The organism is Streptomyces sp. NPDC001068 (assembly GCF_042897315.1).
In the GTDB taxonomy this organism is placed as follows: Bacteria; Actinomycetota; Actinomycetes; order Streptomycetales; family Streptomycetaceae; genus Streptomyces.
This window is the reverse complement of record NZ_JBIAYD010000007.1, coordinates 180,651-203,405: the sequence shown is the minus strand read 5'-3', so window position 1 is coordinate 203,405 and position 22,755 is coordinate 180,651. Positions and strand designations below refer to the sequence as shown.

Annotated in this window: 18 protein-coding genes; 5 read left to right on the top strand and 13 right to left on the bottom strand. The window is 70.4% G+C overall.

Annotated features, from left to right (window positions below; all coding sequences use genetic code 11):
* Positions 1-8: 8 nt before the first annotated feature.
* Positions 9-1,268: an MFS transporter gene (locus ACFY3I_RS21115; protein ID WP_390861948.1), complete on the bottom strand. Its 1,260-nt coding sequence runs from the start codon at positions 1,266-1,268 to the stop codon at positions 9-11.
* Between the two features lie 88 nt (positions 1,269-1,356).
* Between ACFY3I_RS21115 and ACFY3I_RS21110 the strand changes: the two genes are divergently transcribed.
* Positions 1,357-2,373: a LacI family DNA-binding transcriptional regulator gene (locus ACFY3I_RS21110; RefSeq protein ID WP_390861947.1), complete on the top strand. Its 1,017-nt coding sequence runs from the start codon at positions 1,357-1,359 to the stop codon at positions 2,371-2,373.
* A gap of 68 nt (positions 2,374-2,441) precedes the next feature.
* On the opposite strand, the gene prcA is transcribed toward ACFY3I_RS21110, so the two are convergent.
* The 6 genes from prcA to arc all read right to left on the bottom strand — a co-directional run bounded on the left by prcA (position 2,442) and on the right by arc (position 8,356).
* Entirely contained in the window at positions 2,442-3,200 is a 759-nt protein-coding gene (gene prcA / locus ACFY3I_RS21105) for a proteasome subunit alpha (protein ID WP_365287895.1), read from the bottom strand.
* A 71-nt stretch (positions 3,201-3,271) separates the two neighbouring features.
* A complete protein-coding gene (prcB, locus tag ACFY3I_RS21100; protein ID WP_390861946.1) occupies positions 3,272-4,117 on the bottom strand; it encodes a proteasome subunit beta in 846 nt (281 codons plus the stop codon).
* A complete protein-coding gene (locus ACFY3I_RS21095) occupies positions 4,069-4,335 on the bottom strand; it encodes an endonuclease domain-containing protein (protein WP_390861945.1) in 267 nt (88 codons plus the stop codon). Before ACFY3I_RS21095 ends, prcB begins: the two co-directional genes overlap by 49 nt.
* Before the next feature lie 84 nt (positions 4,336-4,419).
* Positions 4,420-4,638, bottom strand: coding sequence for a ubiquitin-like protein Pup (locus ACFY3I_RS21090; protein ID WP_365287899.1), 219 nt, complete (start codon positions 4,636-4,638; stop codon positions 4,420-4,422).
* 195 nt (positions 4,639-4,833) lie between these two features.
* Positions 4,834-6,345: a depupylase/deamidase Dop gene (dop, locus tag ACFY3I_RS21085; RefSeq protein ID WP_390861944.1), complete on the bottom strand. Its 1,512-nt coding sequence runs from the start codon at positions 6,343-6,345 to the stop codon at positions 4,834-4,836.
* A gap of 244 nt (positions 6,346-6,589) precedes the next feature.
* Complete coding sequence (gene arc / locus ACFY3I_RS21080) at positions 6,590-8,356, bottom strand: proteasome ATPase (protein ID WP_365287903.1); 1,767 nt, start codon at positions 8,354-8,356, stop codon at positions 6,590-6,592.
* A 569-nt stretch (positions 8,357-8,925) separates the two neighbouring features.
* On the opposite strand from arc, the gene ACFY3I_RS21075 reads away from it, so the two are divergent.
* Positions 8,926-9,231, top strand: a complete 306-nt coding sequence (locus ACFY3I_RS21075; RefSeq protein ID WP_365287905.1) for a ferredoxin — start codon at positions 8,926-8,928, stop codon at positions 9,229-9,231.
* A gap of 46 nt (positions 9,232-9,277) precedes the next feature.
* Here ACFY3I_RS21075 and ACFY3I_RS21070 read toward each other — a convergent pair whose 3' ends face one another.
* The 3 genes from ACFY3I_RS21070 to ACFY3I_RS21060 all read right to left on the bottom strand — a co-directional run bounded on the left by ACFY3I_RS21070 (position 9,278) and on the right by ACFY3I_RS21060 (position 12,991).
* Complete coding sequence (locus tag ACFY3I_RS21070) at positions 9,278-9,859, bottom strand: hypothetical protein (protein WP_390861943.1); 582 nt, start codon at positions 9,857-9,859, stop codon at positions 9,278-9,280.
* A 499-nt stretch (positions 9,860-10,358) separates the two neighbouring features.
* The gene (locus tag ACFY3I_RS21065; RefSeq protein WP_365287909.1) at positions 10,359-11,261 is read right to left on the bottom strand and encodes a tRNA (adenine-N1)-methyltransferase; all 903 of its coding nucleotides are present in this window, start codon (positions 11,259-11,261) and stop codon (positions 10,359-10,361) included.
* Positions 11,262-11,311: 50 nt separating this feature from the next.
* Positions 11,312-12,991 carry a site-2 protease family protein gene (locus ACFY3I_RS21060; RefSeq protein ID WP_390861942.1) on the bottom strand — a complete coding sequence of 560 codons (1,680 nt, stop codon included), beginning with the start codon at positions 12,989-12,991 and terminating at the stop codon, positions 11,312-11,314.
* Between the two features lie 141 nt (positions 12,992-13,132).
* On the opposite strand from ACFY3I_RS21060, the gene ACFY3I_RS21055 reads away from it, so the two are divergent.
* Together ACFY3I_RS21055 and ACFY3I_RS21050 are read left to right on the top strand one after the other, a co-directional pair.
* A complete protein-coding gene (locus ACFY3I_RS21055) occupies positions 13,133-14,074 on the top strand; it encodes a RecB family exonuclease (protein ID WP_390861941.1) in 942 nt (313 codons plus the stop codon).
* Positions 14,075-14,089: 15 nt separating this feature from the next.
* A complete protein-coding gene (locus ACFY3I_RS21050; protein ID WP_020939010.1) occupies positions 14,090-14,761 on the top strand; it encodes a response regulator transcription factor in 672 nt (223 codons plus the stop codon).
* Positions 14,762-14,838: 77 nt separating this feature from the next.
* Here the strand turns inward: ACFY3I_RS21050 and ACFY3I_RS21045 are convergent, their stop codons facing one another.
* The 3 genes from ACFY3I_RS21045 to metH form a co-directional block, all read right to left on the bottom strand.
* Complete coding sequence (locus ACFY3I_RS21045; protein ID WP_390861940.1) at positions 14,839-16,440, bottom strand: ABC transporter substrate-binding protein; 1,602 nt, start codon at positions 16,438-16,440, stop codon at positions 14,839-14,841.
* A 423-nt stretch (positions 16,441-16,863) separates the two neighbouring features.
* Positions 16,864-17,565 (bottom strand): HAD family hydrolase, encoded by a 702-nt coding sequence (locus ACFY3I_RS21040; RefSeq protein ID WP_390861939.1) that lies wholly within the window; start codon positions 17,563-17,565, stop codon positions 16,864-16,866.
* A 163-nt stretch (positions 17,566-17,728) separates the two neighbouring features.
* Complete coding sequence (gene metH, locus ACFY3I_RS21035) at positions 17,729-21,244, bottom strand: methionine synthase (protein ID WP_390861938.1); 3,516 nt, start codon at positions 21,242-21,244, stop codon at positions 17,729-17,731.
* Positions 21,245-21,655: 411 nt separating this feature from the next.
* Between metH and ACFY3I_RS21030 the strand changes: the two genes are divergently transcribed.
* Complete coding sequence (locus tag ACFY3I_RS21030; RefSeq protein ID WP_390861937.1) at positions 21,656-22,420, top strand: IclR family transcriptional regulator; 765 nt, start codon at positions 21,656-21,658, stop codon at positions 22,418-22,420.
* Positions 22,421-22,755 lie beyond the last annotated feature (335 nt).

Sequence of the window (22,755 nt, the reverse complement as noted above, 5' to 3'; positions counted from 1 at the left end):
ACTGAACATTACGCCCGATCCCCCGAGCTGAAACGGGGTTCGGCAGCACGATTTGGATCATTTTCCGATGAAGCCGCAACCACCGCGCCCCCACCGGGAGCTGCGAGGACCCGCCCGGTGGCCATCAGGACCAGCAGAGACACACCCCCCGCCGCACCCGGCACCGCGAACCCCCACAGCGCCCCGCCGGCCTCGACGACCGGGCCCGCCAGGCCCGTTCCCACCGACGCGCCCACTGTGAACGTCGTCACAAGCCAGGAGAAAGCCTCGGTGACCGTCCCCCGCGGCGCGTGCCGGTCCACGAGCACGAACGCGCAGGCGATGGCCGGCGCCAGGAACACCCCCGCCACCACCGTGAGCGACACCATGGCCAACGCTCCCGGCATCGCCATGAGCGGCAGGTAACACACCGCCAGAAGGGCCACCAGCACCCGCAGTCGCGCCGCCGGCTCCCCCCGCCACTGCCGGGCCCCGTACACCGTGCCGCCGAGCAGCGCGCCCAGCCCGAGCCCGGCCATCATCCAGCCGTACACCCCGTCGCCACCGTGCGCGTCCGCGTACGGCACCGACGCCACCGTGATGGAACCCATCGCGATCCCCACGAACAGGAACGCGCCCAGCAGCGCCAGCAGCCCGGACGACCGCAGCGCGCCCAGCCAGTGCGCCTCGCGCGGCGCCGAACGCCACGCGCGCGAGGGCGTCGAGACGACCACGGACAGCGCCCCGAGCACCCCGAGCGCGTTCACCACCAGCAGCGCCGCCTGCGCCGACCACAGCGACACGCAGAGCGTCACCAGCAACGGTCCGACGGTGAACATGACTTCCTGCGCCACCGCGTCCATGGCGTAGGCCGTGTGCACCTGCTCCTCCCTGCCGAGCACACTCGGCCACAGCGCGCGCAGACCGCCCTCCAGAGGGGGCGTGAACAGGCCCGCCGCGGCCACGCACGCGTAGGCGAGCGGCAGCGGATCCGTGCCGGCGAAGGCGAACCCGGTCATGGCGAGGGCCGACGCGACGGCCGCGGGCAACTGGACGCGCGGCTGCCCGTGCACGTCCACCAACCGGCCCAGCACCGGCTGGCCGACCGCGTTGGCCACCCCGTAGACGGCCGCGAGCGCCCCCGCCAGGGTGTAGGTGCCGCCCTCCGCGCGAACGAACAGCACGATCGCGAGGGCGGCCGTGGCGTTCGGCAGCCGCCCCACCAAGGTGCCCGTCAGCAGGCGGACCGCATGCCTCGCCCTGAGGATCTCCAGGTACCCCGCGGCCATGGCCCGCCTCCAAGTTTTACGTATAACCTCGGCTTCCATACGTACCATGTGCGCAGTTCACGCGTCCAGACGAAGGAGCCCGCACCCGGTGGCACGCAGCAGCACGCGCCCGACGAGCCGCGACGTCGCCCAGGCCGCCGGAGTCTCCCAGGCGGCCGTGTCGCTCGTCCTCGGCGACAAGTGGCGCGGCCGCGTCTCCGAGGCCACCGCCGAACGGGTCCGGGAGGCCGCGCGCGACCTCGGCTACCGCCCGAACCTCGCCGCCCGCAACCTCCGCCTCGGCCGCACCCGCACCGTCCTGCTCGTCGTCCCCGCGCTCACCACCGAGTTCTTCGCGGGCGTCTACACCGGCGCCGCCCGGGTGGCCGCCGCCCACGGCTTCGGTGTGGTGCTCTACCCCTCCCCCGAGGGCATCGGCCCGGCCCGCGACCCCTTCGCCTCCGCCCAGGCCGCCCTCGACGGCGTCATCGCCTCCTCGATGGCCGCCGACGCCCTCACCGACATCCGCGGCGACCAGCTCCCCCTGGTGATGCTCGACAGCGACCCGGACGGCAGCCTGGGCGCCGCCACCGTCAACCTGGACATCGCCGACGGAGTGCGCCAGGTCGCCGACCACCTGCTGAGCCTCGGCCACCGCCGCTTCCTCCACCTGGCCGCCGACGTCGCCTCCTGGACCTTCGAGGTACGCGCCCGGGAACTGGCCGCACGCGCCGCACGGGTGCCCGGCACCTCGGTACGCACCGTCCACGCCCCGATCTCCATCGACGGCGCCCTGGCGGCCACCGAGGCCGCCCTCGCCGCACCGGGCCCCCGCCCCACCGCCCTCGTCTGCGACGACGACAAGCTCGCCGCCGGCGCCTACAAGGCTCTGCGCCGCCGGGGCCTGCGCGTCCCGGACGACCTCTCCGTCACCGGCCTGGACGACCTCGCCCTGGCCACCGCCATCGACCCCGAACTCACGACCGTACGGCTGGACGCCGAGCTCTTCGGCGAACGGGGCATGCACGCCCTGCTGGCCGTCCTGGAGGGCCGCGCCCCGGAAGGCGGGGCCCTCCCCGTGGAACTTGTCGTACGAGGCTCCACGGCGCCCCCGCCGCGGCCCTGACCCCGCAAACGCCCGCGCCCCGCCCGGTCGGTCTGCCCGGGCGGGGCGCGCGAAGCGAGCGGAACGGGCTACTCGACGTCCCCGCCGGACTCCTCCGCCTCGTCGGCGGCCGCGGCCGTGGCCGTGCCCTGCGCCTCCAGCAACCGGGACAGCTGCGGGCCGCCGATGCGCTTGAACTTGCGCTGCTGCGGACGCGTGCGGTCCAGCACCGCGACCTCCAGGCGCTCCGCCGGGATCTCCCGCTGCGTGCCGTTCGACTCCCGCGACAGCGCCGTCACCGCCAGCTTCAGCGCCTCCGCCAGGGTCATGCCCTCGCGGTGCTCGCGGTCCAGGTAGCTGCTGATCTGCTCCGCGTTGCCGCCGACCGCCACCGAACCGTGCTCGTCGACGATCGAGCCGTCGTGCGGCAGCCGGTAGATCTGGTCGCCCTCCGGGGTCTCCCCGACCTCCGCGACCACCAGCTCCACCTCGTAGGGCTTCTCGGCCGCACTGGAGAAGATCGTGCCCAGGGTCTGCGCGTAGACGTTGGCGAGACCGCGTGCCGTCACGTCGTCGCGGTCGTAGGTGTAACCACGCAGGTCCGCGTAGCGCACGCCGCCGATCCGCAGGTTCTCGTACTCGTTGTACTTGCCGGCGGCCGCGAAGCCGATCCGGTCGTAGATCTCGCTGAACTTGTGCAGCGCGCGGGAGGGGTTCTCACCGACGAACACGATGCCGTCGGCGTACTGGAGCACCACCAGGCTCCGACCGCGCGCGATGCCCTTCCGGGCGTACTCCGCACGGTCCGCCATGGCCTGCTGAGGTGAGACATAGAACGGCGTCGACACCGGTATCCGTCCCCTTCCTTAGGGTTCCGTCGAAGTCACTGGGATCACCTTCACAACAAGCGCCGCGCGCCTCAGAGCAGCGCCGCGCGCGGGCCGTCCGGCTCCTCCAGACGGCGCGCGAGCACCGCGCGGGCGAGCTCGGAGGCCTCGTCGTCGGTCAGCCTGCGGAACCCGTCCTCGGTGATCACGGTGATGATCGGGTAGATCCGGCGCGCGACATCGGGACCACCGGTCGCCGAGTCGTCGTCGGCCGCGTCGTACAGAGCCTGCACCACCAGTGTGGTCGCCTGCTCCTCGCTCAGGTCCTCACGGAACAGCTTCTTCATCGCACCGCGCGCGAAGATCGAGCCGGAACCGGTCGCGGAGAAGTTGTGCTCCTCGGAGCGGCCGCCGGTGACGTCGTAGGAGAAGATCCGGCCCTTGCCCCGGTCCACGTCGTAGCCGGCGAACAGGGGCACGACCGCCAGGCCCTGCATGGCCATGCCCAGGTTGGAGCGGATCATCGTCGAGAGCCGGTTCGCCTTGCCCTCCAGCGACAGCTGGGCGCCCTCGACCTTCTCGAAGTGCTCCAGTTCCAGCTGGAAGAGTTTCACCATTTCCACGGCGAGGCCGGCGGTGCCGGCGATACCCACCGCCGAGTACTCGTCGGCGGGGAACACCTTCTCGATGTCGCGCTGGGCGATCACGTTCCCCATCGTGGCCCTGCGGTCACCGGCGAGCACCACGCCGCCGGGGAAGGTCACCGCCACGATCGTCGTCCCGTGCGGCGCCTCGATCACCCCCTGGACAGGGGGCAACTGCCGCTTCCCGGGCAGCAACTCCGGCTGGTGCTCGCCGAGGAAATCCATGAACGAAGAGGATCCAGGCGTCAGGAAGGCAGCTGGCAGACGCCCGGTACTACGAGTGTTGGCTTCCACGGAGTTCCTTCCAGGTTGGCGGCTGCCCGACGAACAGCGTCGGGATCGTCTCCCAACTTGCCGCTGGCCGAATTGCAGTTGAAGCTCAGTACGCCTCGGACCCTACCCGCCTCACGGCGGTGATCCACGTGCGCGGGCGGGGCAGTCGGTCGGATCTGGCGAAGGAGCCCGGCCTGCCGGTCTCCTCTGCTACGAAGGCTGCGCGCGGCTCGGTCCATCCGGGCCGCGCGCAGCCTTCGTCACGGTCGACGCCCCCGACACTTCCGATCTCCGTCCACCTTCGTTTCGAAGGAAAAAGGGGTCTACTGCCCACCCTTTTGAACGAAGGATCGTACGAAGTCCTCGGCGTTCTCCTCAAGGACGTCGTCGATCTCGTCCAGAACCGAGTCGACGTCGTCGCTCAGCTTCTCGTGGCGCTCCTTGAGGTCCTCCGAGCCCTGCGACTGCTCCGCCTGCTGCTCTGCCTCCTCGGTGGAGCGCGTCGCCTTCTGCTGTCCGCCGCCGGTGTCCTTGGTTGCCATAACCCTCACCCCGCTCAGTTCGCGTTCGCCCGACATGGTCGGCTGGTCGGCATTCCTGCCGATCGGTGATGATCAGACCCTACAAGCCGGGCCCGACATCGGCCCCGCAGTTTCTCCAACGTACGGGGGCCACCTCGATGATTCCCGGGCGGCGGGGTTTTGACCCCGCCCGCCCGGTACGGTCCGGGCGCCCGCTCAGCCCCCGGAGAGGACCCTGACCAGGTCTTCCGCGGTGCGGCAGCGGTCCAGGAGCTCCTTGACGTGATTTCGCGTTCCGCGTAGCGGTTCCAGGGTTGGGACGCGCTGGAGGCTGTCCCGGCCGGGGAGGTCGAAGATGACCGAGTCCCAGCTGGCCGCGGCCACGTCGTCGGCGTACTGCTCCAGGCAGCGGCCCCGGAAGTAGGCGCGGGTGTCCTCCGGCGGGTTCGTGCGGGCCTCCTCGACCTCCGCCTCGGTCAGCAGCCGCTTGATGCGCCCGCGGGCCGCTAGACGGTTGTACAGGCCCTTCTGTTCCCGCACGTCCGCGTACTGGAGGTCGAGGAGGTGCAGCTTGGCCGCGTCCCAGTCGAGGTCGTCGCGGCGCCGGTAGCCCTCCATGAGCTCCTTCTTCGCCACCCAGTCGAGTTCGCCGGAGAGGCTCATGGGGTCGTTCTCCAGGCGGTTGAGCGTGTCCTCCCACCGCTGCAGGACGTCCCGGGTCTGGTCGTCGGCGTCGGAGCCGTAGCGCTCCTCGACGTACTTCCGGGAGAGCTCGTAGTACTCCATCTGGAGCTGGACGGCGGTGAGTGTGCGGCCGCTGCGGAGCGTGACCAGGCGCTTGAGGCCGGGGTCGTGCGAGACCTGGTGGAGGGTCCGTACGGGCTGGTCGACGGCGAGGTCTACGGCGATGAAACCGTCCTCGATCATCGACAGGACCAGGGCCGTGGTCCCGAGCTTCAGGTACGTCGAGATCTCCGACAGGTTCGCGTCGCCGATGATCACGTGCAGCCGGCGGTACTTCTCGGCATCCGCGTGCGGTTCGTCGCGGGTGTTGATGATGGGGCGCTTGAGGGTGGTCTCGAGGCCGACCTCGACCTCGAAGTAGTCGGCGCGCTGACTGAGCTGGAAACCGTGTTCGTGGCCGTCCTGGCCGATGCCGACGCGGCCGGCGCCGGTGACGACCTGGCGGGAGACGAAGAAGGGCGTGAGGTGGCGCACGATCTCCGAGAAGGGGGTCTCCCGCTTCATCAGGTAGTTCTCGTGCGTGCCGTAGGAGGCGCCCTTGTTGTCGGTGTTGTTCTTGTACAGGTGGATGGGCTGGGCGCCGGGGAGCTGGGCGGCTCGTTCGGCGGCCTCGGCCATGATGCGCTCGCCGGCCTTGTCCCACAGGACCGCGTCGCGCGGGTTGGTGACCTCGGGGGCGCTGTACTCGGGGTGGGCATGGTCCACGTAGAGGCGCGCGCCGTTCGTGAGGATGACGTTGGCGAGGCCGATGTCCTCGTCGGTGAGCTGGCTGGAGTCGGCGGCCTCGCGGGCGAGGTCGAATCCTCGGGCGTCCCGCAGCGGGTTCTCCTCCTCGAAGTCCCAGCGCGCCCGGCGGGCCCGGTGCATCGCCGCCGCGTAGGCGTTGACGATCTGGGATGAGGTGAGCATGGCATTGGCATTGGGGTGGCCGGGGACGGAGATGCCGTACTCCGTCTCGATGCCCATTACTCGCCGTACGGTCATGCGGCCCTCCTTGCCCGGCGGAGCCCTCGGTCGTGGGCTCCGCTCGCGTACCGCTGGCGCTCCGGTGCGTGTGCGGTGCCCGTCCCCGCACTGCGCGACTCGGCGGTAGGAAAGAGCCTAGAACGCCTTTGCACTGGTGGGGAGATCATTTGCGTCATTGCCTTGCTCGCCTCGGTCCCGGCTCTGGCCGGAAAAGCAGTCGGCTGCGGGTGCCCGGAGGGGGCACCCGCAGCCGCCCTGCGTTTTACAGGTACTGCCCGGTGTTCGCCACCGTGTCGATGGAGCGTCCGGTGTCCGCGCCCTGCTTTCCGGTGATGAGGGTGCGGATGTAGACGATCCGTTCACCCTTCTTTCCGGAGATCCGGGCCCAGTCGTCCGGGTTCGTGGTGTTGGGCAGGTCCTCGTTCTCCTTGAACTCGTCCACGCAGGCCTGGAGGAGGTGTGAGACGCGCAGACCCTTCTGCTTGTGCTCGAGGAAGTCCTTGATCGCCATCTTCTTGGCGCGTCCGACGATGTTCTCGATCATCGCGCCGGAGTTGAAGTCCTTGAAGTAGAGGACTTCCTTGTCACCGTTGGCGTAGGTGACCTCCAGGAAGCGGTTCTCCTCGGATTCGGCGTACATGTGTTCCACCGCCGTCTGGATCATGCTGGCGACGGTGGTGCCCTTGCTGCCGCCGTGCTCGCCGACGTCGTCGGAGTGCAGCGGAAGGCGCTCGGTCAGGTACTTGCCGAAGATGTCCTTGGCGGCCTCTGCGTCCGGACGCTCGATCTTGATCTTCACGTCGAGCCGGCCGGGGCGGAGGATGGCGGGGTCGATCATGTCCTCGCGGTTCGAGGCGCCGATGACGACCACGTTCTGCAGGCCCTCGACACCGTCGATCTCGGCGAGCAGCTGGGGGACGATGGTGTTCTCCACGTCCGAGCTGACACCGGAGCCACGGGTGCGGAAGAGCGACTCCATCTCGTCGAAGAAGACGATGACGGGGGTGCCCTCGCTGGCCTTCTCGCGTGCGCGCTGGAAGACGAGGCGGATCTGCCGCTCGGTCTCGCCGACGTACTTGTTCAGGAGCTCGGGGCCCTTGATGTTGAGGAAGAAGCTCTTGCCCGCGGCCTGACCGGTGACCTCGGCGACCTTCTTGGCCAGCGAGTTGGCGACGGCCTTGGCGATGAGCGTCTTGCCGCATCCGGGGGGCCCGTAGAGCAGGACGCCCTTGGGCGGGCGCAGTTCGTGCTCCTTGAACAGGTCCGGGTAGAGGTACGGCAGCTCGACCGCGTCGCGGATGGCCTCGATCTGGCCGCCGAGACCGCCGATCTGCTCGTAGCCGATGTCGGGCACTTCTTCGAGGACGAGTTCCTCGACCTCGCTCTTCGGCACGATCTCGTAGACGTAGCCGGAGCGGGGTTCGAGCAGCAGGGCGTCGCCGGGGCGGATGGTGACGTCCAGCAGCGGCTCGGCGAGCCGCACCACCCGCTCCTCGTCGGTGTGCCCCAGCACGAGGGCGCGTTCGCCGTCCTCGAGGATCTCCTTGAGGGTGACGATGTCGCCGACGCTCTCGTACTCCATGGCCTCGACCACGTTGAGCGCTTCGTTGAGCATGACTTCCTGGCCGCGCCTGAGCTCGTCCAGGTCAACGCTTGGGCTCACGTTCACCCGCAGTTTGCGACCGCCGGTGAAGATGTCGGCGGTGCCGTCCTCGTTCGCCTGCAGGAAGACACCGAAGCCGGCCGGCGGCTGCGCGAGCCGGTCGACCTCCTCCTTGAGGGCCACGATCTGGTCGCGGGCCTCGCGGAGCGTGTTCGCCAGTCGTTCGTTCTGGGCGGACACGCCGGCCAGGTTCGTCTGCAGCTCGACGATCCGCTCTTCGAGAATCCTCGTGTGTCGCGGAGAGTCGGCGAGCTTGCGTCGCAGGACGGCGATCTCCTGCTCAAGATAAGCGATCTGCCCGGCCGGGTCGTCGGACCCTCGTCCCGGGCGGATGCCGCGGTTCATGTCGTCGTCGTGGGCTGCCACGGTCCTCACCTCCTCCAAGGGGAGCTGGACGCTTCCAGACCCTACCTGGGTGGGTGTCGATTGAAACCCCTAGATCACAAAGACTGTCAAGGTGTGTCGTCGGTCACCCGTTGCTTCTCCCCCGTGCCCGGTGGATACCCACTCAACGCGATTTAGAAGCTGTGTGTTCCGGGCCGGGAGCGGTCAAAACCCTCCGTGACTGACCGGAGTTGTCCGCTCCAATGCCGGTTCAGGGGTTGTGCCCCGGTGAGGGCCTCCTTACACAGAGCTACCGGGCGGACGGTGCGGGTGGCCGTGGACGCGCGCCGCGGGGTGGCTCAAGTCGATCGATCCGGTGGCCGAGCGCCGCCGTCCCGAGCGGCCGGCCGCGCCGTGCGCGCTCCCGTGACCGATCGGAATCGGTCAGAACCGGTCGGCAGGGGTGCCCGCCGGGCGGCGTGGACGCACGGGTGACGGGCCCGCCCGGGGGCGGTTCGGGCGAGGGTAGGGTCAGGGGAGTCCAACACCCGCCGGGGCGGGACCGGGTGACGGCCGGGTCCGGCCGACCGGCGCTTTCGACGGCAGGAGAGATGACCGTGCAGCAGGAGGCCGTGGCCGGCGCGGAGGCGCTCGAGGTCTGGATCGACCAGGATCTGTGCACCGGTGACGGGATCTGTGCCCAGTACGCCCCGGAGGTGTTCGAGCTGGACATCGACGGCCTGGCCTATGTGAAGGGCTCGGACGACGAGCTGCTGCAGGCGAAGGGGGCGACGGTGCCCGTGCCGCTGACACTGCTGACGGACGTGGTCGATTCGGCGCGGGAGTGCCCGGGCGAGTGCATCCACGTGCGCCGGGTCGAGGACCGCGTCGAGGTGTACGGGCCCGACGCGGAGTGACTTTCCGGCCACCCCGCGTGGCCCGTGGGTCGAAACGTTCCGCCGGTCAGACGCTGCTGGTCGCCGCGGGCGCCGAGCGGACGAACATGTGGCCGTTCCACTGCCAGGTGGCCGCGGTCTTCACGTCCGGGCAGCAACTGGGCACGTTGTCCGAGGAATAGCCGAGCAGGGTCGCCGTGACCGTCCGGGCCGCGACGGCGAAGTCGGTGACCGTGAACCGGTCCTTGGGGTCGACGAGAGTGGCGACGACCCGGGGCCGGGCGGCGTCCGCGGCCTGGGTGAGGACGTAGACGCCGTCGGGCGGGGTGCCCATGGCCGAATCGCAGTGCACCACCGCCACGGTTTCCGGCCTGCCGTCCCCGTCGAGGTCGCCGGTGGCCTTCTTGACGACGACCTCCTTGACGGGGCCGCAGTCGAGGGGGAAGTCCACACCGGTGGTACTGGGCGGCGCGGTGGCCGTGGGGGTGGACTTCGGCTCGGGGCCGGCCGTGGACTGGGCGGCCTTGGCCGCGCCCGGATGCAAGAGGGACGACAGAGCGATGACGCCCGTCAGGGCAGTGGCCGTGGCGAGCCAGTGCATGGGACGGGTGTCGGTGTGAGCGAGCTCCGGGACCACGGATTGCTGCACTAGGAGTGTCTCCTGTGAGGCCTGTGCCGGTGGGGATGGGCTGCATAGTGCCACACGTCACAGCGGGTGGGGAACGGCGGGGTCGGCTTCCGACGACGTCCGGCTCGCGCCGTGCCGCGCAAGGGATCCGACGGGCACCGCGAGTCCTCCGCCGGCCGACCGCTCCCGCCTCCCCGCCTCGCCCGGGACGAGCCGGTGGGAGCGGAGCCGGGACCGCGACGCAGGCCGCCCCGCGCCGGGGCGGGACCGGTGGGGGGCGGCGGGGCCGGTGCGGACCGGCGGGGGGGCAGGGCTGTGGGGGCAGGGCAGTGGAGGTACGGCCGTGGGGGCAGAGCAGTGGGGGTACGGCGATGAGGCACGGCGGTGGGGTCCGTAGGCTGCCGCGCCGATCTGCCGCCGCGTCAAAGCGTGAGCGCCGCCGTCGAGTTCCGGTCGGGCCGGGGAAACTCGGCGGCGGCGCTCCTGCGTCGGCGCGGCGGGACGGCGAAGGACGGCAGGCTCAGCGGCCCGCGCCACCGTCGGCGTTCGGACCCTCGTAGTCCTCGCCGTAGGCACCCTTGGCGGGGCGGCGGCGGCGCATGGGCGGCTCGACGCCGTCGGCGAGACGGCGGGCGGTGAGCAGGAAGCCGGTGTGCCCGATCATCCGGTGGTCGGGGCGGACGGCGAGGCCCTCCACGTGCCAGTTGCGGATCATCGTCTCCCAGGAGGTCGGCTCGTTGAAGCAGCCGATCTCGCGGATGGACTCGACGGTCCGCGCGAGCTGGGTGGTGGTGGCGACGTAGCAGCACAGGATGCCGCCGGGCACCAGCGCCTTGGAGACCGCCTCCAGGCACTCCCAGGGGGCGAGCATGTCGAGGATGACCCGGTCGACGTCGGTGTCCGAGAGGTTGTCCTGGAGGTCGCCGACGGTGAGCTGCCAGGCGGGGTGCGGGCCGCCGAAGTAGCGCTCCACGTTCTGCCGGGCGATGTCGGCGAAGTCCTCGCGGCGCTCGTAGCTGTGCAGCATGCCCTGGTCGCCGATGGCCCGCAGCAGGAAGCTGCTGAGCGAGCCGGAGCCGACGCCGGCTTCGACGACGCGCGCGCCGGGGAAGATGTCGGCGAAGGACAGGATCTGCCCCGCGTCCTTCGGGTAGACGACGGCTGCCCCGCGGGGCATGGACAGGACGTAGTCGGGGAGCAGGGGGCGCAGCGCGAGGTAGGCCACGTTGCCGGTGGTGCGGACAACGCTGCCCTCGGGAGCACCGATCAGTTCGTCGTGCGGGAAGGAGCCCTTGTGGGTGTGGAAGTTCTTCCCTGCTTCGAGCGTGAACGTGTAGTGGCGGCCCTTGGGGTCGGTCAGCTGAACCTGGTCCCCGACCTTGAAGGGCCCGCGCCTGCGGGCGGCACCGGTCGGTTCGGACATGTGAACAGCCTACCGGGGTTTGCGGAGGGGCCCGACCACCAGGTCCCGCGCTAGGACGGCCGGGCCATGGCCCTGACGAAGGCCCGTTCCACGTCGGCGGCCGACAGGACGCCGTAGATCTCGCCGGTCTCCTCGACCACCAGGTACTCGGTGGCGGGGGTGGCGCGCAGCACGTCGAGGAGTTCCTCTCCCGCCAGTTCCGCGGAGACGCGCATGCCGTCGGTGAGGTCCTGGGCCAGGCCGCTGACGGCCACCCAGGGACGGCGGTGTTCGGGTACGCCGACGATGGCGGCCTCGCGGACCAACGAGAGGGGGGTGCCCTCGGCGTCGACGACGACCAGGGCGCGGGCGCCGGCGGCGTTGGCGCGGCGCAGGGCCTCGGAGAGGGGGGTCTCGGTCTCGACGGGGACGGCGCGGCGGGTCAGGGTGCGGGCGCGCAGTTCCGGGAGGTGCTCGCGCAGCCGGGCCATGCGCAGGCTGTTGCCGGCGCCGGTCCAGATGATCGCGGCGAGGACCGCGGCGAGCAGGCCGTCGGTGAGGGCGTCCATGCCGTTGGCGTTCTCGGTGCCGCCGCCGAAGGCGCCCGAGTAGTTGAGGAGCGGGAGGCCGATCAGTACGGAGACGGCGAGGGCGCGGCCGACCCAGGCGGCGGCGACGGTGCCGCTCATGGGCCTGCCGGTGATCTTCCAGACGACGGCGCGGAGCATCCGTCCGCCGTCGAGGGGCAGGCCGGGGAGCAGGTTGAAGATGGCCACGATGAGGTTGGAGACCATCAGGCCGGCCAGCAGGACGCCGGGGACCGTGCCGGGCTCGACGGGCTGCATGGCGAGGTAGAAGAGGCCGGCGAGGACGAGGGAGAGCAGGGGACCGACGAAGGCCAGCACGAACTCCCGGCCGGGGGTCTCGGCTTCCTTCTCGATCTCGGAGACGCCGCCGAAGAACTGCAGCTGGATGCGGCGCACCGGGAGCTTGAAGCGGATCGCGGCGACCGTGTGGGCCAGTTCGTGGACCAGGACGGAGGCGTAGAAGGCGATGGCGAAGAAGAGGGAGACGAGGTAGCGGGCCGCCCCCAGTTCGGGCAGTACGCGGTCCAGCTGGCCGCCGAAGACCCAGGTGATCAGCGCGGCGACGACGAACCAGCTGGGGGCGACGTACACGGGGACGCCGAAGGGCCGCCCCATGAGCAGGCCGCCGCCGGGCTCCTTGGGCCGCCGCGGCGGCTTCCCCCCGGCCGCGCCGCCCTGTTCGTGGCCGCGTCCGTCGGCGAGGTCGGCGCGGGCGGCGTCCGGGTCGAAGGCACCGCGCACGCCGTCTGCACCGTGGACACCGTCCGCACCGTGGACACCGGTCCCGCCGGGACCGGGGGCACCGGGGGCACGAGTCCCTTCGGGACCGGACGTGCCCGGAGCGGCGGGACCGCCGGGATCGTCGGGGCCGTCGGGCCCGTCGGGATCGGCGGTGTCCGGAGCGGGGGGGTCGCCGGCGTCGGAGGGCGGGGATCCGAGGGGCGTTCCCGCCCTGTCGTCCCGCGGTGCGGGCGGCTCGGCGGACCGTTCCGGCCGGGGCTCCGGTTTCCCGGTACCGGCGGACGCCCCGCCCCGGGGCGGGGCCGTCGGGGCGTCGGTGGACTCCGGGCCCCGGTCGTCGGTCCGGGCCGTAGGAGCCGCGGGCCGCTCGGCCGGTTCGGCGTCGTCCGACCGGGGCTGCCCGCTCCCGCCGCTCACGTCCACGGTGTCCCCTCGTTAGAAGCCGTCGTCTCCGGTCGATGGTATGCGGCCGTCGCGACGCGTTCCGCCCCGGCACCCCTTGTGTTGGCCGGGGCGTCGCGCGGGTTGGGTGACTGTCAGTGGCGGGCCGTATGGTCTGTCGTCATGGAGAGCAGCATCGAGGACGCCCCGCGGGCCGAGGGCGCGGCCGTCGCACAGGGGGAAGAGCCGGTCACGGCGGCGCGGTCGGCGGCGGCCGGACCGCCGGCGTCGCTGTCGCCGTCGCGGGCCAGTGACTTCATGCAGTGTCCGTTGCTCTACCGGTTCCGGGTGATCGACCGGCTGCCGGAGAAGCCGAGCGAGGCGGCGACGCGGGGCACCCTGGTGCACGCGGTCCTCGAGCGGCTCTTCGACGCCCCCGCGGCCGAGCGGACGGTGCCACGCGCCAAGTCGCTGGTTCCCGGGCAGTGGGACCGGCTGCGGGAGAGCAGGCCGGAGGTCGGTGAGCTGTTCGCGGACGATCCCGAGGGCGAGCGGCTGGCCCGCTGGCTGGGCGAGGCGGAGCAGCTCGTCGAGCGCTGGTTCACGCTGGAGGATCCGGTCCGCCTGGAGCCGGTGGAGCGGGAGCTGTTCGTCGAGACCGAGCTGGAGTCGGGGCTGCGGCTGCGCGGGATCATCGACCGGGTCGACGTGGCGCCGACGGGTGAGGTGCGGATCGTCGACTACAAGACCGGCAAGGCGCCCCGAGCCGAGTACGCCGAGGGCGCGCTGTTCCAGATGAAGTTCTACGCGCTGGTGGTGTGGCGGCTGAAGAACGTGGTGCCGAGGCGGCTGCAGCTGGTCTATCTCGGCAGCGGTGACGTGCTGACGTACGACCCGGTGCTCGCCGATCTGGAGCGGGTGGAGCGCAAGCTGCTCGCGCTGTGGGAGGCGATCCGGGAGGCGACCGAGTCCGGGGTCTGGCGGCCGCGTCCGACGAAGCTGTGCGGCTGGTGCGAGCACCAGGCGCACTGCCCGGAGTTCGGGGGTACTCCCCCGCCGTACCCGCTGCCGGTGAGGTCGGCGGAGTCCGGGGACGCCTCGCAGGGCAGAATGGGCGCGGACTAGCGAAGGAGACTCACCGTGGCCATCCGCGTCCTACTGGTCGACGACCAGCCGCTGCTGCGAACCGGGTTCCGGATGATCCTGGAGGCCGAGCAGGACATCGCGGTCGTGGGCGAGGCCGGAGACGGCCTCCAGGCTCTCGACCAGGTGCGCGCCCTCCAGCCGGATGTGGTGCTGATGGACATCCGGATGCCGCGGATGGACGGTGTGGAGGCGACTCGGCAGATCACCGGTCCCGGCCGGGACGGTCCGGCGAAGGTGCTGGTGCTGACCACGTTCGACCTCGACGAGTACGTGGTGGAGGCGCTGCGCGCGGGCGCCAGCGGTTTTCTGCTGAAGGACGCTCCGGCCAACGAACTGGTGCAGGCGATCCGGGTGGTGGCCGGTGGCGAGGCGATGCTCGCGCCGAGCATCACCCGCAGGCTGCTGGACAAGTACGCCACGCACCTGCCGTCCGGTGAGGAGCCGGTGCCGGACACCCTGCACACGCTGACGGACCGTGAGGTGGAGGTGCTGAAGCTGGTCGCGCGGGGGCTGTCGAACGCGGAGATCGCCGCGGACCTGTTCGTCAGCGAGACCACGGTGAAGACGCACGTGGGTCACGTGCTGACCAAGCTGGGGCTGCGGGACCGGGTGCAGGCGGCGGTGTACGCGTACGAGAGCGGGCTGGTGCGCCCCGGAGCGCAGTAGGGCGGGCCTGTCACGACGCGAGGGCGCCCCCTCTCCCGTGGGAGAGGGGGCGCCCTCGCGTCGTGACAGGCCCGGCGTTACTTGGAGCCGCGGCCGAGCTCCCACAGCTGGAGGCTGGCGGAGGAGTTGAGCGCGTAGGCGACGCCGGTGATGTCGTCGCGGGCGGCGACGTACTGCTTGCCCTGCCACAGCGGCAGCACCGGGACGTCGTCGGCGACCGTGTTCTGAATCTCGGTCAGGCTGCCGGAGGCGCTGGCCCGGTCGGCCGTACGGCGGGACTCCGGGATCAGCGTGTTGATGATCTTGTTGTTGACGTAGGGCGACTTGAGGAAGTTGTCCTTGTCGAGGAACGGCGCGAGGAAGTTGTCGGCGTCCGGGAAGTCGGGGAACCAGCCCATGCCGTAGACGTCGTAGGCGCCCTTGCGCTCGGCGGTCTGGTACGTCGACCAGGGGGTGCCCTCGATGCTGACGTCGAACAGGCCGCTGCCGTTGAGCTGCTGCTTGAGGACCTCGAACTCCTCCTTGGTGGCGGAGCCGTAGTGGTCGGTCGTGTAGTGCAGCGCGATCTTCACCGGCGTGGTGATGTTGGCCGCGGTCAGCATGTCCTTGGCCTTGGCGACACTGGGGTCGCCGTACCTGTTGAAGAACGAGTTGGAGTGGCCGGTCACGGAGGCCGGGACCAGCGAGTACAGCGGCTCGGCCTGGGTGCCGTACACCTTGGAGACCAGTCCGGCGCGGTCGACGATCTGCGCGATCGCCTGGCGGACGGCCTTGGACTTGACCGAGGGCGCGTCGGTGTTGAAGCCGAGGTAGCGGATCTCGAGGCCGGACATCTCGACGAGGTCGACGTTGGCGTCGTCGCCGGCGTCGAGCTTGTTGATCTGCGCGGGCGACATGCTGCGGGTCATGACGTCGATGTCGCCCTTGTCGATCGCCGCGCCCATGGCGTCGGCGTCCTTGAAGGAGCGCAGCACGACCTTGTCGTTGTTGACCGTCACGCTGCCCTTGTAATTGGGGTTCTTCGTGAAGGTACCGGTGACCATCGAGTCGTTCTGGACGTCGGCCTTGAAGGTGTAGGGGCCCGAGCCGTCGACGTCGAAGCCGTCGCGGAGCTTGTCCTTGTCGTAGTCCTTCGGGTTCAGGACGCCCGCGACCGGAGTGGACAGCTTGTACGGGAAGGTCGCGTCGGGCGACTTGAGGTGGAAGACGATCTCGCGGTCGCCCTGGGTCTCGATGGTGTCGATGTTCGACAGCAGGGCGAACACACCACTGTCGGACTTGATGCGCAGGGCGCGTTCCATGGACCACTTGACGTCCGCGGCGGTGACGGCGTTGCCGTCGGAGAACTTCAGGCCCTCACGCAGCTTGCAGGCGTAGCGCTCACTGCCGCTGTCGGTGAAGGAGCAGCTCTCGGCCGCGTCGGGGACCGGGTCACCCTCGCCCTTGGGCTGCGACATGAGGGTCTGCACGGTCTGACGCAGAACGTTCCAGCCGCCCACGTCGTAGGAGTACGCCGGGTCGAGCGGTGCCGGGGCGTCCTTCGTGGCGGTGAACCCGTCGGTGGTGCCGACGACGATCGCGTCGCCACCGTTGCTCCCGCTGCCGGATCCACCGCACGCGGCGAGAACCGGAGTGAGCAGACCGATGACGGCCGGCAGCACCAAAGTCTTGCGGTTCATGCTCGAAGTTCTCCAGAGCTGTTCGAGTCCGTGTATCCGACAAACAGGGGTGTGGAAGCGGATCACGGGGGTATCGGCGATGTTCTCGCGCTGACATTAGTCGGCCCCCGCAGGACGGCTCACTGGCCCCTGAGTTGAGGTTCCATCACGCAGTGGAACCGGCCGCGGACACACCGAAAACCCGAGGACGGCAGGATTAGTGCAGCCGCTGCCCAATCGGGACACAAGGGTGCCTGATTTCCCCCTGATCAGGGGAGAAGCGGCACACGGGGGCAACGTTGTCGACCCCCGCGCACGTGGCGAACATCACACGCCTGCTGATCGGGGGCCGCAACGCAATTCAGCCTGTTGAACAGTTGCGAATTACATGGACCGAGTTCCGCCCGGATTTCGTCCGCCGGCGTCGGCACGCTGGGTGCGCGGCTAGCGCATTTCTGTCATCAGTCCGCGCAGAAATGCCAGGTCGACCTCTTCCAGGGAGCCGACCACGGTGCGCCGTTCGGCCGGGGCGATGGGCGCGACGGAGGGCACGGCGACCACCCGGCAGCCGGCGGCCTCGGCGGCGGCGACGCCGGTCGCGGTGTCCTCGACCACCGCGCATCTGGCCGGATCCACTCCGAGCCCCGCGGCGGCGAGCAGGTACGGGTCCGGATAGGGCTTGGTGCGGGAGACCTCGTCGCCGGCGACGGAGAGGGTGAAGTGGTGGGGGCCCAGCGAGGTCAGGACCCGGTCGATGATGCGCCGGTGCGAGGCGGAGACCAGGGCGGTCGGGATCCGCTGCTCGTGGAGTTCGGCGAGGAGCCGCTCGGCGCCCGGCATCAGCGGCAGCGCGGTGCCGATGCGCTGTTCGAAGCCGTCGTTGAGCAGCACGCTGAGTTCGGCGAGCGTGATGGCGGCGCCGGTGGCCTCGATGAGGAATCCGGCACTGCGGGTCATGGGGCCGCCGACCACCACATGGCGCCAGGACTCGTCGAGGACGTGGCCGAGGCGGGCGAAGATCTCGACCTCGACGTCCCACCAGAAGCCCTCGGTGTCCACCAGGGTGCCGTCCATGTCGAGGAGCACCGCCTGAAGCGCCGAGCCTTCCGCCGTACGGGTACCGAGCGCGGGGACCGTACTGGTCATCCGGGCGCACCTCCTTGAGGGACGACCAGGCCGGTTCCCATGCGGGGAACCGGCCTGCTGTGGACCGACCAGTGTACGACTTATCCGATCAATGCGCTCTGTGGCGCGGGTCTCGGCGCGGCGCGGCACCCGTTCGGCTCGGCACCGGACGGGTGCGGCCCGCTCAGCGCGCGTTGAAGTACTTCGCCTCCGGGTGGTGGATCACGATGGCGTCGGTGGACTGCTCGGGGTGCAGCTGGAACTCCTCGGACAGCTGGACGCCGATCCGCTCCGGCCGGAGCAGGTCCGCGATCTTGGCGCGGTCCTCCAGGTTCGGGCAGGCACCGTAGCCGAGCGAGAACCGCGCGCCCCGGTACTTGAGGGCGAACATGTCCTCCATCTCGCTCGGGTCCTCACCCGCGAAGCCGAGTTCCGAACGGACGCGCGCGTGCCAGTACTCGGCGAGCGCCTCGGCCAACTGGACGGACAGGCCGTGCAGTTCGAGGTAGTCGCGGTAGGAGTTGGCCTCGAAGAGCTCGGCGGTCCGCTCACCGATGCGGGAGCCGACGGTGACGACCTGCAGGCCGACCACGTCCGTCTCGCCCGACTCCTCGGGACGGAAGAAGTCGGCGAGGCACAGCCGGCGGCCGCGGCGCTGGCGGGGGAAGGTGAACCGGGTGCGTTCGTTGCCGCGGTCGTCCAGGATGATCAGGTCGTCGTCCTTGGAGACGCACGGGAAGTAGCCGTAGACCACGGCCGCTTCCAGCAGGTTCTCGGTCTGGAGCTGGTCCAGCAGGCCGCGCAGCCGGGGCCGCCCGTCGGTCTCGACGAGTTCCTCGTACGTCGGTCCCTCGCCGGTGCGGGCCTGCTTGAGACCCCACTGGCCCTTGAAGAGGGCGCCCTCGTCGAGCCAGCTCGCGTACTCCTTGAGCTGGATGCCCTTGATGACGCGGGTGTCCCAGAACGGCGGGGTGGGCACCGGGTTGTCGACGGCGACGTCGGAGCGGACGTGGCCCTCCTCGGGCCGTTCCTCGGTCTCGACGGTGGCGGCGGGCCGCACCCGGCGCTGCTTCAGCTCCGGCAGGCTGGCGCCGGGCACCCCGCGCTTGACGCCGATGAGCGCGTCCATCAGGCGCAGGCCCTCGAAGGCGTCCCGGGCGTAGCGGACCTCGCCCTCGTAGATCTCGTGCAGGTCCTGCTCGACGTAGGCCCGGGTGAGGGCGGCGCCGCCCAGGATCACCGGGTAACTGGCGGCCAGGCCGCGCTGGTTCAGCTCCTCCAGGTTCTCCTTCATGATCACCGTGGACTTGACCAGCAGGCCGGACATGCCGATGACGTCGGCCCGGTGCTCGTCGGCGGCCTCCAGGATCGCGGAGACGGGCTGCTTGATGCCGAGGTTGACGACGTTGTAGCCGTTGTTGGACAGGATGATGTCGACGAGGTTCTTGCCGATGTCGTGGACGTCGCCGCGCACGGTGGCCAGCACGATGGTGCCCTTGCCCTCGGCGTCCGACTTCTCCATGTGCGGTTCGAGGTAGGCGACCGCGGACTTCATGACCTCGGCGGACTGGAGGACGAACGGCAGCTGCATCTGGCCGGAGCCGAACAGCTCGCCGACGACCTTCATGCCGTCCAGCAGCGTCTCGTTGACGATGTCGAGGGCGGGGCGGTCCTGGAGGGCCGCGTCGAGGTCGGCCTCCAGGCCGTTCTTCTCACCGTCGATGATGCGGCGCTTGAGGCGCTCGTCCAGCGGGAGCGCGGCCAGCTCCTCGGCCTTGCCGGCCTTGAGGGACTTGGCGGTGGCGCCCTCGAAGAGGGCCATCAGCTTCTGGAGCGGGTCGTAGCCCTCGGCGCGGCGGTCGTAGACGAGGTCGAGGGCGGTCCGGACCTCCTCCTCGGAGAACCGGGCGATCGGCAGGATCTTGCTGGCGTGCACGATCGCCGAGTCCAGGCCCGCCTTGACGCACTCGTCGAGGAAGACGGAGTTGAGCAGGATGCGGGCGGCCGGGTTGAGGCCGAAGGAGATGTTGGACAGGCCGAGCGTGGTCTGGACGTCCGGGTGGCGGCGCTTGAGTTCGCGGATCGCCTCGATGGTGGCGATGCCGTCGCCGCGGGACTCCTCCTGGCCGGTGCAGATGGTGAAGGTCAGGGTGTCGATGAGGATGTCCGACTCGTGGATGCCCCAGTTCCCGGTCAGGTCCTCGATCAGCCGTTCGGCGATCTCGACCTTCTTCTCGGGGGTGCGGGCCTGGCCCTCCTCGTCGATGGTCAGCGCGATCAGCGCGGCGCCGTGCTCCCGCGCCAGCGCGGTGACCTTGGCGAAGCGGGACTCCGGGCCGTCGCCGTCCTCGTAGTTGACGGAGTTGATGACGGCGCGGCCGCCGAGCTTCTCCAGACCGGCCTGGATGACCGGGACCTCGGTGGAGTCCAGGACGATCGGCAGGGTGGAGGCGGTGGTGAAGCGGCCGGCCAGCTCCCGCATGTCGGCGACGCCGTCCCGGCCCACGTAGTCCACGCAGAGGTCGAGCATGTGGGCGCCCTCGCGGATCTGCTCGCGGGCCATCTCCACGCAGTCGTCCCAGCGGGCGTCCAGCATGGCCTCGCGGAACTTCTTGGAACCGTTGGCGTTGGTGCGCTCGCCGATGGCCAGGTACGAGGTGTCCTGCCGGAACGGCACGGTCTGGTAGAGGGAGGCGGCGCCGGGCTCGGGGCGCGGGCTGCGCTCGGGCGGGGTGACGCCCCGGACCCGCTCGACCACCTGGCGCAGGTGCTCGGGCGTGGTGCCGCAGCAGCCGCCGATGAGGGAGAGGCCGTAGTCCCGTACGAAGGTCTCGTGGGCGTCGGCGAGTTCGGCGGGGGTGAGCGGGTAGCTGGCGCCGTTCTTGCCGAGGACGGGCAGACCGGCGTTCGGCATGCACGACAGCGCGATGCGGGAGTGCCGGGAGAGGTAGCGCAGGTGCTCGCTCATCTCGGCGGGGCCGGTGGCGCAGTTCATGCCGATCATGTCGATGCCGAGCGGCTCCAGCGCGGTGAGCGCGGCGCCGATCTCGGAGCCCAGCAGCATGGTGCCGGTCGTCTCGACGGTGACGGAGACGATGATCGGGACGTCCAGGCCGGCGATCTCGCGGGCGCGGTGGGCACCGATCACGGCGGCCTTGGTCTGGAGGAGGTCCTGGGTGGTCTCCACGATCAGCGCGTCGGCGCCGCCCTCGATGAGGCCCTCGGCGTTCTGCTGGAAGGCGTCGCGGATGGTGGTGTACCCGATGTGGCCGAGGGTGGGCAGCTTGGTGCCGGGGCCGATGGAGCCGAGCACCCATCGCCGGCGGCCGTCCCTCGCGAAGTAGGTGTCGGCGGTCTCCCGGGCGATCCGGGCGCCGGCCTCGGACAGCTCGTGGACGCGCTCGGGGATGTCGTACTCGGCCATCGCCGCGTGGTTGGCGCCGAAGGTGTTGGTCTCGACACAGTCCACGCCCGCGTCGAAGTACGCCTCGTGGACCGAGCGGACGATGTCGGGCCGGGTCACGTTGAGGATCTCGTTGCAGCCTTCGAGCTGCTGGAAGTCGTCCAGGGTCGGGTCCTGCGCCTGGAGCATGGTGCCCATGGCTCCGTCGGCGACCACCACACGGCTGGCGAGCGCCTCCCGGAGCGCGGACACACGGGTCCGGCTGTCGGCGGCAGGGGACAGTGGCGACGAGGCCATGAAGGGCTCCCTTGGATGCGACGGCTGTCGGCTATGCGGTCCACCGGGACGGGCCCGGGCACGGACGCACTGCGCCAGCCTAACCGGGTGCGGGCCCGGATGGGCAGGGCGTCCATGTGGCGGACGAGTGAGGAGGCGGACGGGCGGCGGGCGGGGCGGCGGATGGGTGAGTATGTCGCCCACCACGGTGTTCGCGCCGCGCGCGGGACACGCGCCGGGGTGGGCCGCGGCAACCGCGTCCGAGGACGGCCTGACGGCCACGCGTGCGGTGAGCGCGGACCACGCCCGGTGTAACGCTTGTCGACCGACCATTAGCGGAGAGTCGACATGGACCGGTAGTGTTCGACATTGCCGAACGACGGTTACGGCATTCTTACGGCGAGGGTCGTAGGGGACGGAGGCAGGACTGCGATGGCACGGAACATCCAGTCGCTCGAACGGGCGGCCGCGATGCTGCGACTGCTCGCGGGCGGCGAGCGACGGCTCGGACTGTCCGACATCGCCTCGTCACTGGGCCTGGCCAAGGGGACCGCGCACGGCATACTGCGCACCCTCCAGCAGGAGGGGTTCGTCGAGCAGGACGAGGCCTCCGGCCGCTACCAGCTGGGCGCCGAGCTGCTGCGGCTCGGCACCACCTACCTGGACGTGCACGAGCTGCGGGCCCGCGCCCTGGTGTGGACCGACGACCTGGCCCGGTCCAGCGGGGAGAGCGTCTACCTGGGCGTTCTGCACCAGCAGGGCGTGCTGATCGTGCACCACGTGTTCCGGCCCGACGACAGCCGGCAGGTGCTGGAGATCGGGGCCATGCAGCCACTGCACTCCACGGCCCTGGGCAAGGTGCTGTCCGCCTACGACCCGGTGGCGCACAGCGAGGCCCTGGAGGCCGACCGCAAGCCCTTCACCGACCGTACGACCTGCGACCTGGACGCCTTCGAACACATCCTGGACCTCACGCGCGCCCGGGGGTACGCGGCGGACGTGGAGGAGACCTGGGAGGGCGTGGCGTCGGTCGCGGCCCCGATCCACGACCGGCGGCGCATGCCGGTGGGCGCGGTGGGCATCACCGGCGCGGTGGAGCGGCTGCGCAAGGACGGGGAACTGCGGCCCGACCTGATCGCCGCGGTACGCGACTGCGCCCGCGCGGTGTCGCGGGACCTGGGCGCCGGACGGTTCTGACCGCGCGCCCCTGATCACCCCTGAGGCCGGTCCGCCTGTCGGCGGACCGGCCTCGGTCGTACCCTGATCTGGACAAAATAGAACAAAAGCGCAGTTCAGTGGGGTTACCGCGGCGCATCCGGCGCACACCCCCGACAGGGATCCACGACACACGGCACTCAATAACGATCGCGCTTTCGATAACGGAACTCTTGACGCACGCGTGACGCCGGGGCGAGACTCCCGTCCATCGGTCGGCATTGTCGAACACCTACCGGCAATACGCGCTAGAGTGTGACAACGCCAAGGGCCGGATTCGCTCTCACCCACGAGAGCGGCGCCAACACCCCGACGGG